This window comes from Mucilaginibacter sp. KACC 22773 (genome assembly GCF_028736215.1).
GTDB lineage: Bacteria > Bacteroidota > Bacteroidia > Sphingobacteriales > Sphingobacteriaceae > Mucilaginibacter.
Map to the genome: position 1 here is coordinate 4,868,671 of NZ_CP117883.1, position 9,407 is coordinate 4,878,077.

3 protein-coding genes are annotated in these 9,407 nt (G+C 44.8%); all 3 read right to left on the reverse strand.

Going from position 1 to position 9,407, the window contains the following annotated elements; translation table 11 throughout:
- Positions 1-312 precede the first annotated feature (312 nt).
- The 3 genes from PQ469_RS19885 to PQ469_RS19895 all read right to left on the reverse strand — a co-directional run bounded on the left by PQ469_RS19885 (position 313) and on the right by PQ469_RS19895 (position 9,366).
- Positions 313-1,863 carry a RagB/SusD family nutrient uptake outer membrane protein gene (locus PQ469_RS19885; protein ID WP_274209246.1) on the reverse strand — a complete coding sequence of 517 codons (1,551 nt, stop codon included), beginning with the start codon at positions 1,861-1,863 and terminating at the stop codon, positions 313-315.
- 20 nt (positions 1,864-1,883) lie between these two features.
- On the reverse strand, positions 1,884-4,928 hold the full coding sequence (locus tag PQ469_RS19890) for a SusC/RagA family TonB-linked outer membrane protein (RefSeq protein WP_274209247.1): 3,045 nt from the start codon (positions 4,926-4,928) through the stop codon (positions 1,884-1,886).
- Positions 4,929-5,238: 310 nt separating this feature from the next.
- Entirely contained in the window at positions 5,239-9,366 is a 4,128-nt protein-coding gene (locus tag PQ469_RS19895; RefSeq protein ID WP_274209248.1) for a two-component regulator propeller domain-containing protein, read from the reverse strand.
- Positions 9,367-9,407: the final 41 nt, after the last annotated feature.

A 9,407-nucleotide genomic window follows, 5' to 3' on the forward strand; every position in this document is an offset into this window, starting at 1 on the left:
CCGGTAAAATGGCGCATATAACGTGGCGGAGACGACTCACCCCAACGAGGCTTCGCCCGTCGCCCCTCTCTCCGACTGCGTCGCATAGAGGGGCAAAAAAATAGACCATCAACCCTCTTTGCGGCTTCAGCCGGAGAGAGGGTGGCCCAGCGCAGCGTCGGCCGGGTGAGTCTTAGTCAGCGTTCAAAGCCAATGTTTGGATAAAACCGAAACACGTCATGCTGAGTTAATACACGCCATAATAAAAAAGCGAGGCTACCTTTATTGGCGGCCCCGCTTTTTATTGGATATTACTGTTTTACATCCTAACTTTTACCATGCGCTATTTTGGGTAAGCACACCGTTTGAGGAGGTTATAAACGTTTGCGGTATTGGGAAATGGCTAAACTTGGTGTAGTTAAAGTTTGTTCTTCCATAAACGTTCTTCAGCAGGTTTTCGGTGTAACCCGTTCCGCTGCTTCCGTTTGCGGCGGCTACTTTATTGTAACGTACCAAATCATACCACCTGTTAAATTCCAACGCCAGCTCAATACGCCGTTCGTGCCAGATTGCTAAACGCAAGGCTGTTTTATCGGTTGTTATAATTTGAGGCAGTATCCCGGCGCCACCGTTTTCGCCGGCAAGCACCGATGCGGCAAAGGTTTTATTACCGCGGGCCCGGTACCTTATCATCTCCAAATATTTCAGCGCATCGGCAGTGTTGCCCAATTCGTTGTTTGCTTCTGCAGCTATTAAAATAATATCGGCATAGCGCAGGTACATCGGATTAACACTTTGAAAATTAAAGTTGCCGGCATTCCAATAGGCAAAAGGCCATATTACTTTTTTATTAGCGTAATCGGTATTTGACGGAAAAACCACAGGCTGGTTGTTATTGTAGCCGGGGATAATATCCGTCCGGGTAAAAAAGGTGGCAGCAAAACGCGGATCGCCGCTTTCGTAATTGCTGGCCAGGTTTGGCGATGGATATATAGCACCATTTGCACCCAACGAAGGCAAACCCTGGTATTGCAGGTAAGGTGCATACTGACGGCCCGCAGGCAACGACGCGTTATAAATCAGGCCGCCCGGCATCATGTTTTCAGATGAGTACAAGTGGTCGGGGCTGAATAAATTCCGGTAATCGTTATACAGGCTGTATTCGCCACCGTTTATAACCATCTCAGCATAAGCTTTGGCATTGGCGTAGTCCTGATCATACAGGTATACTTTGGCCAATAAACCTTGCGCCGTACCTTTGGTAACACGGCCCAGGTTGGCAGTTCCCCATTGTGAGCGGGTAGGTAAATGAGCTATGGCATATTTTAAATCGGATATCACCAGTTTAATAATATCGGCATGCGAGCTTTTTGGGATGTTGTACTCCGCAGGGGTTACCGGGTCATGATCACGTAAAGGGGCATCGCCAAAAACATTGGTTAAATCAAAATTGTAATACGCGCGGAAATATTTAGCCTGCGCCTCATACAACTCGGCCGAATAGCGGGCGGCAAATGTAGGCGTACGGTCAATAACCACATTGCAATAGTGAATATTTTCATACGCCCTGCCCCAATACCTTTCAATCATATAGTTATCGGCTAAAAAACTATAATTTTGGAATACGCTAAAATCGGCGTTGGTGCCTACTATAAAATCATCACCGCACATCTCTTTGGTTGAATACTGGTGCTGGCCTATCCTGAATTCGCGCCAGGCAATTGAGCCGTACAGCCGGTTAACAGCCAACCCAAGCGTAGTTGTATCTGAAGAGAAGGTAGCACTGGAAAGCACTCCTAAAGGCTGCTTATCAAGAAAGCTTTTTTTGCACGACCATAAAGCCAGCAGGTTGAGCAGCATTAATATCTTTACTATATTTTTCATAATTCAAATTCTGAAAGCTTTTAAAAATTTAAGTTTATACCCAGCCTTGCAGTTCCCGAAACAGGATACGTGCGGAAGTCGTCGCCGATGGTTGATACTCCGTAAGCGTTGGATACCTCGGGCGAAAACCCTTTGTATTTTGTGATATAAAAAGGATTGGTTGCATTAACGTATATTCGCAGGCTTGAAATGCCCAGCTTGCTTACTACCGCTTTGCCAAACGTATACCCTAATTCCATGTACCGTGCTTTAATGTAAGTACCATCGAAAATGTTGAAATCAGACGATTGTGTTGTTGAAGTATTTACGGCATAGCGGGGAATGCTGGTATTGGTATGGGTTGGGGTCCAGGAGTCAAGCCACTCTACGTTAAGGTTAGAAAGGCCCGAGCTTACAAACTGGTTACGCGAATCGTTATAAATCTTCCCGCCAAAGCTACCCATCATATCTATGGCGATATCAAACCCTTTGTAGGCAGCTGTTATTGAAATACCGCCAACAAATTTTGCATAGGGCGAGCCGATATCTGTTTTGTCGTTGCCATCAATAAAGCCATCGCCATTGATATCTTTAAACAGCAGGTCGCCCGGTTTAAGGCCCGACCAGTATTGTTTACCGGCGACACCACTTTTGGTAGCCGCATCGGCATTTAACTGATCAATTTGCGCCTGGCTTTGAACTATCCCTGCCGATTTATATCCGTAAAAATCGCCAATTGGAAAACCCTGTTTAGATATGTGGGTAGATGGCACCATAAAATCTGAAGCGTAGGATGTTAACCCTTTAAAATCAAGAATTTTATTTTTGTTGGCGCTTCCGGTAACTGTTACACCATATTTAAACTGGCCAACCCTGTCGTTCCAGCTTGCCTGGAACTCAAAGCCGCTGTTGCGTACTGTTCCGGCGTTTGAGTAAGCAGCGCTTGTTCCTGTAGATCCGCCGGGGATGGGTAACACCAGGAGCAGGTTTTTGGTATCGCGCCTGTAGTAATCGGCTTCAATCCGCAGGTGGTCGTTAAGCGTGGTAAACTCCAAACCAAGATCGGATTGTTGTGAAACTTCCCAGGTAATATCGCGGTTGGCGGCCGCAATTATGGTTGCCATTGGATAAAATACCCCGTTAAAAACGCCATCGTAAGTTGTTTCCTGGTTAAGTGTGCTATAGGTTTGATAGTTGGCAATTTTATTGCTTCCTGTTTGTCCCCAGCTGCCGCGGAGTTTAAGATTACTGATCCAGGTTACATTTTCCATGAATTTTTCCTGGGATACCCGCCAGCCCAATGCTACCGAAGGGAAATATCCCCACCTGTTGCCATCAGCAAATTTTGAAGAACCATCACTCCTGAATGAAGCCGTTAGCAGGTAACGGTCCATGTAGCTATAATTTGCCCTGAAAAGATAGGACAGGATTGATTCGCTTGACGGCAATGCGCCTAATGAATTGATGCTGGTGGTTGGATACACCTGGATGTAGCGGTAATTGGGGTCGGTTGTGGTTAGCGGTCCGCTTGCGGTTACATCAACCCCGCCGTAATTGGTATTTTGCGCTGTGTAGCCACCCAACAAATTAATATGGTGTTTGCCAATTTGCTTGTTGTAAGTAAGGGTATTTTCCCATAACCACGATGACACGGTTGTATACCCGTTTTCGATAGTGGTTTGGTTTGCTTGATTTGCCCCCAAATTGTAAGATGGAGTATACTTGTTTATCTTGTTTTGTGTATAATCTACCCCGTAACTGCTGCGAAATACCAGGCCATCAAGCAAATTGTAGTTCAGGTAACCGTTGCCTACAAATTGCAGGGGATGTACTTTGTTATCTTTATGATAATACAACTCGGCAAAGGGGTTTACAATATCAATATCCTGGCCTTTTGAAAAAGACCCATCGGGGTTATAAACCGGTAACAATGGCGAGATGCGGGAAATAGAGTTTATTCCGCGGCCGGTGTTTGAAACACCATCGCCATTATAGTTGCTGCTGGCCAGTGAAAGGTTGTGCCCTATAGACAACCTGGTGCTCAATTTATACCCGTTATCGGCCCGCAGGGTAAGGCGGTTATAATCGGTGTATTTTAAAACACCTTCTTCTTTGTGGTAGCTGGCGCTGATATTATAATTTACATTTTCGTTGCCCCCGCCTACCGAAAGGCCATAATCGCTCACCATTCCTTTTTGGGTTACCTCTTTAATCCAATCGGTACCGGCACCAATGGTATCCAGGTTATTATAAACCGGGGATGCGCCGGCATTGGTTTTAAACAGGTTTACCAGCTGCGCGTATTCTTTACCGTTGGCAACATCGTATTTACGTGTCAGAAACTGGAAGCCGTGAGAGGTAGTAAAGTTAATGACCGGTTTACCTGTTTTGCCTTTTTTGGTAGTAACCAGGATAACACCGTTTGCGCCGCGTGAGCCATAGATGGCCGTAGATGAAGCATCCTTTAATATTTCCATTGATTCTATATCTCCCGGCGCCAGGAAAGTAATATTGGCCACCATCATACCATCAACAACATAAAGCGGGCTTGCGTCGCCATTAGTACCTAAGCCCCTGATAAATACAGATGGGGCAGTGCCCGGGCCGCCCTGGTTTAGTATTTGTACGCCCGGCGCCTTGCCTTGTAAAGCTTCGGCAGCATTGCTACCGCCAATTTTGGTAATATCGGCGGCCTTAATGCTGGTTACCGAACCTGTAAGGTCTGATTTACGCTGAACGCCGTACCCTACCACAACCACTTCATCAAGGGTTTTACCGGCCGACGCCATTTTAACTAACATAGGGCCGCTAAAATCAGCCGCCATATTAACGGCGGCATAACCCATGCTCTGGAACCTTAAAATTGCCTTTTGGGGCACGCTGATAGTAAACTTGCCATCGGCATCGGTAGCAACACCGTTTGCTGTGCCCGTAACCATTACCGATACGCCAACCAGTGGGGTTCCGTTCCCGGCGTCGACAACTTTACCAGAAACCAGCTTGTCCTGGGCGCTGGCAAGCGCGGTAAAAAAACACAAAAAAATGATGGTTAGCAGCCATCGGATACGGAAAGTAAAATCTCTCATAATTTTGGATTTAAAAGTTTAAATAATTGGATTTCGGTCCGGCCAAATTGGGTGCTGACAGGATTTCGAGTGCTAATCTCGATTGAAAACCGCTCTTTTGGAGGCGGCTAAACGGCCAAACAACGGTGGTAGATTTGCATATTTAAGCCCAAAAAGGGTCATAAAACGCCAATTAAAGCAATTAGCCGGATTACCGCCGTTTTACGGGCTGTACAAAAAAACATTTCAAATAAAAACCCGGCCAGGACGCGACTCCTAAACCGGGTTAGATTCATCTACAGGCGCTTTATACATCGGCCAGCCTGCACCCCTACCTGGTATTTTCGGGCGCCATTCCGGCGCCCAGGTTGTAACTTTTAACAAAGGTTTTCCGGTATTTACGGATAAAATCTGACGGGTTCATTTCAAAAAGCTTGCAAAATTGTTCCCTGAAATACCTTACATCCTGGAAACCGATTTTGTAGGCCACCTCTTTAATCTGCAAATCGCTTTGGATCATCAGTTCGGCAGCTTTCCTGAGCTTAATATGCCTGATAAATTCGGAAATATTTAAACCAGATATCGCCTTTACCTTCCGGAACAAATTAGACCTGCTCATCCCCATTTCCCTGGTGAACACGGATACCGAAAAGTTTTCATCATCCAAATGTTTTTCGATCAAAGAAATACACTTTGTTAAAAAATAGCTGTATTCCTCCGGAATTTTTAAGTTGTTACTCTTCAGCGTCACTTCGTTCAGGAAAAACTGCTTAAGTGTATTCCTGCCTTTTAAAATACTTTTAATACGGGCTACCAGCAGGTCGTTTTCAAAGGGTTTGGTGATATAATCATCAGCACCGCATTCAACACCCTTTAACTTTATTTCGGGCGAAGAGCTGCCGGTTAAAAGGATTACCGGGATATGGCTAAACGAGGGGGAATCTTTTAATTTTGAACAAAACTCAATCCCGCTGAATTCCTTGATTACCACATCGCAAACAATGATGTCAGGATCTGCCTGCATCACAATCTCAAGTCCCTCAACAGTATCTTTTGCTTCATAAACGTTGTAGGAATCTTTAAGCAGCTTGCGAAGGTACTGGCGGATATCGCCGTCATCATCAATAATCAGTACCGATGGTTTGTCCTTTACAATGCTTTCCATCAATTCGCTTACATGATCGGGTTTTTCCGGCTCTTTTAGCAGTCCGGGTTCATGATCTATGATGGCTTCGTTCAGGATCTCAAACGCCGATGAATGAAAAACCGGTTTAGTCACCTCGAGGGGTTTTGTTATCGCATCTGCCCCTGGCAACTCAATTTTGAAAACTGTTCCATCCCCCGGCGTGCTGGTGTATGATAAATGGCCGTTATGAATATCAACATATTTTTTGGCAAGGAATAAACCGATACCAAATCCGCTTTGGTTGGCCCTATCGGTTGCTTCTTCGCGGTAAAACTTTTCAAAAAGGCGTTCGCCCGCTTCTGCAGAAATTCCGTGCCCGCTGTCATGCACTTCTATTTCAACCTTATCATTTACCTCCCGGATATACATGGCTACTTTGCCATGATCGGGCGTGAATTTCAGGGCGTTGGAAAGTAAGTTAAATAACACAATCTCAATTTTTTCCCTGTCGATGCAGGCCAGTATCTCCTGGTCTATATGCAATTGATAATCAAGATGCTTTGCCTTAGCCTGGTTGTTAAAGCAGGAGAATACCTCGCGGGCAATGTCCGACAGGCTTACCCATTCTTTTTTCAATTCGGTTAGTTCATTATCTGTCGACCGGAAAAGCAGCAACCTGTCCACAAGGCCCAGCAGCCTCCTGGCATTCCGGTATACCGAACTCAGGTCTATCAAGTCGATGTTTTTGCCGTTATTTTGTAGTAATTCCTTTATCGGGTTGGCAATAAGTGTGAGCGGGGTGCGGAATTCGTGCGAAATATTGGTGAAAAAAGCTATCTTCTTTTCATTAAGCTCCTTTTCCTTTTCTACCTTCAGGTTGGCCAGTTTAACTTCATAGTGCAGCTGATTTTCCTTTTTGTGGTAATAAATGTACCCGTAAACCGATGCGGATATCATACCCATATAAAGCAAATAAGCCCACCAGCTCCTGAACCATGGCGGCAGTACGGTAATGGATACTATTTTTTCTTTTGTATTCCATACCCCATAGCCGTTGGTGGCTTTAATATGCAGGGTGTAATTGCCTTCGCTTAATCTTGAATAATTTAAAACCCGCGCGTTATTAACGTAGTTCCAACTTTTATCCCAGCCTTGCAGGTAATAGGCATACTGTATTTTTTCGGGGAGCGAATACTCCAGGGCCACATACTCCATAGAAAGTACGGCTTTATCATACGGTAACTGTATTTTATCGATATCGTAAATATTAACCGCGTTTTTTATATAGGCATTATTGGCGTTAACGTTTTCATTTTCAATATTAACCTGCGTTATCAGCAAATCCGGAAAGTTGTAAAAACGCCTGATGCTATCCGGGTGAAAAATATTAAACCCTTTTATCCCGCCAAAAAGCAACTCGCCCGACGCCAATTTTCCGGATGCATTAAAATAAAACTGGCTGGATTGCAGCCCGTCTGACCCATAGTAATTTTCGAATTTTTTTGTCGCGAGCTTTAATTTTGATAAGCCGTTGAAGGTGCTCATCCATATATTTCCCTTTGCATCGTTTTCGATGTTTAATATCGTGTTGTTGGGCAGCCCGTTGTTTTCATTATAAAAGGCTATTTTCCCGGTAGCCAGTTCATATGTCATTAAACCTTTCCCGTGGGTACCAATAAATAAGGTGCCATGGGCAACAAGCAAACTGCGTACTGCAATATTTGACTGTATTACCGCTGACTGCCCTGTTTGTTTATTAACCCGCACCAGGTTTTTAAAACTGCCCAGCCACAAATTGCCCTCACCGTCATCGGTCATCGACAGCACGTCGTCTTTAACATCAAAACCTGCCGAAACAAATTCTCCCGCGGCCCTATCAAAATAAAAAAGCCTTTCGCGCTCAACCCCTGCTTTTTCGCCCCTTAAAAGCGTAGCCCAAATTTTGTCGCCGGCATCCTGGTAAATTTTCCAAACGGATTTTCTGCTGTTCGCACTTTTTTGAAACGGCACGTTTTTAAACAAATGAGCGCCCGGATCATAAATATCAACCCCGCCCCCAAATGTGGCTACCCATACCTGGTTTTGTTTATCTTTAATAATTGATGAAACCCGGTTACTGCTTAACGACCGCGGATTATTATCATCGTGCTGGAAGGTAGTGAATGTATTTTTGCCCCTGTTCCATACACTAATACCCGAACCATCTGTGCCAATCCAGATGTTATGGCCTGCATCCTCACCAAACGAAAATGTAAAATTAGATACCAGGCTGTTTTTATTATAAGGCTGATGAACAACGGTTATGAACTGGTTTTTCTTCGGGTCGATAACACTAATCCCTCCCCTTAACGTGCCAATCCATTTACGGCTTTGGTTATCCTCGTAAAGGGAATAAACCGAGTTACTTGAAAGCGTGCCGGCATCCTGCTGCTGGATAAGGGTGCACTGGCCCCCGCCAAAGATATTTACAGTGCCCACACCCAAACCATCGGTTGCCAGCCATAGGGTTTTAGTTTTATCAAAGTAAAAATCAAATACTTTGATATTATCAAGCGCCTTATTATCAAAGGCCTGGTGCTTAAGCTGGCTGGTTATGGTATTAAATGAAAACATGCCGCCGTTTGTGCTTATCCAAAGGTTACCATCGGGCCCTTGCTTCATGCGGTTAGCCAGCGGAAGCGGGCCACTAACCGGCTCCACTATATTTTTGCCGGGTAAAAACCTGCATAAACCAATATTATCAACAACGAGCCAAATACTACGGTCGTTAAGGATTGCAAGCGCGGTTACAGTGTATTTCCATTGCTGTTTTTTTTCGGCATTTAACAAGGGTACCTCAACAGCAAACGCCGCATTTTTATAATAGATCATTAAACCGGCATCTGTTGCCCCGATCATCATATTGCCCGACAAATCCTTTTTCAACACGTTAATCACTTTATCAACCGGTACCGGGGCCAAGGCGCCCGCTGAGCCGGATTGGTAAGTTATCCGCGAAAAACGAAGCGTTTTACTATCCAGGATACCGATTCCCAGGCGGGTGCCAACCCAAATCTGGTCCAGCTGGTCCTGCTCCAGGGCTGTGATGGTATTTTCGGGCAAACTTGCCGGGTCATTTATTTTATTCCTGAATTTTTTAAAGGTATAGCCGTCAAACCTGTTAAGACCGTCGAGGGTACCAAACCACATAAACCCAAATTTATCTTTAAAAATGGTGGTTACGGTATTGTTTGACAGGCCCTGCTCAATCCCCAGGTACGACATGGGAAGCGGGGACGAATCTGCATTATACTTTAACAGTAAAAACGCGGTTATAAAAAGCAATTTCTTCATAAAATGCTGCGGGCTATAGTGCTATTTTTAGCGACAGAATT

Coding starts and splice junctions, on each gene's coding strand:
- PQ469_RS19885 (WP_274209246.1), bottom strand. CDS start 1,863: ATGAAAAATATAGTAAAGATATTAATGCTGCTCAACCTGCTGGCTTTA.
- PQ469_RS19890 (WP_274209247.1), bottom strand. CDS start 4,928: ATGAGAGATTTTACTTTCCGTATCCGATGGCTGCTAACCATCATTTTT.
- PQ469_RS19895 (WP_274209248.1), bottom strand. CDS start 9,366: ATGAAGAAATTGCTTTTTATAACCGCGTTTTTACTGTTAAAGTATAAT.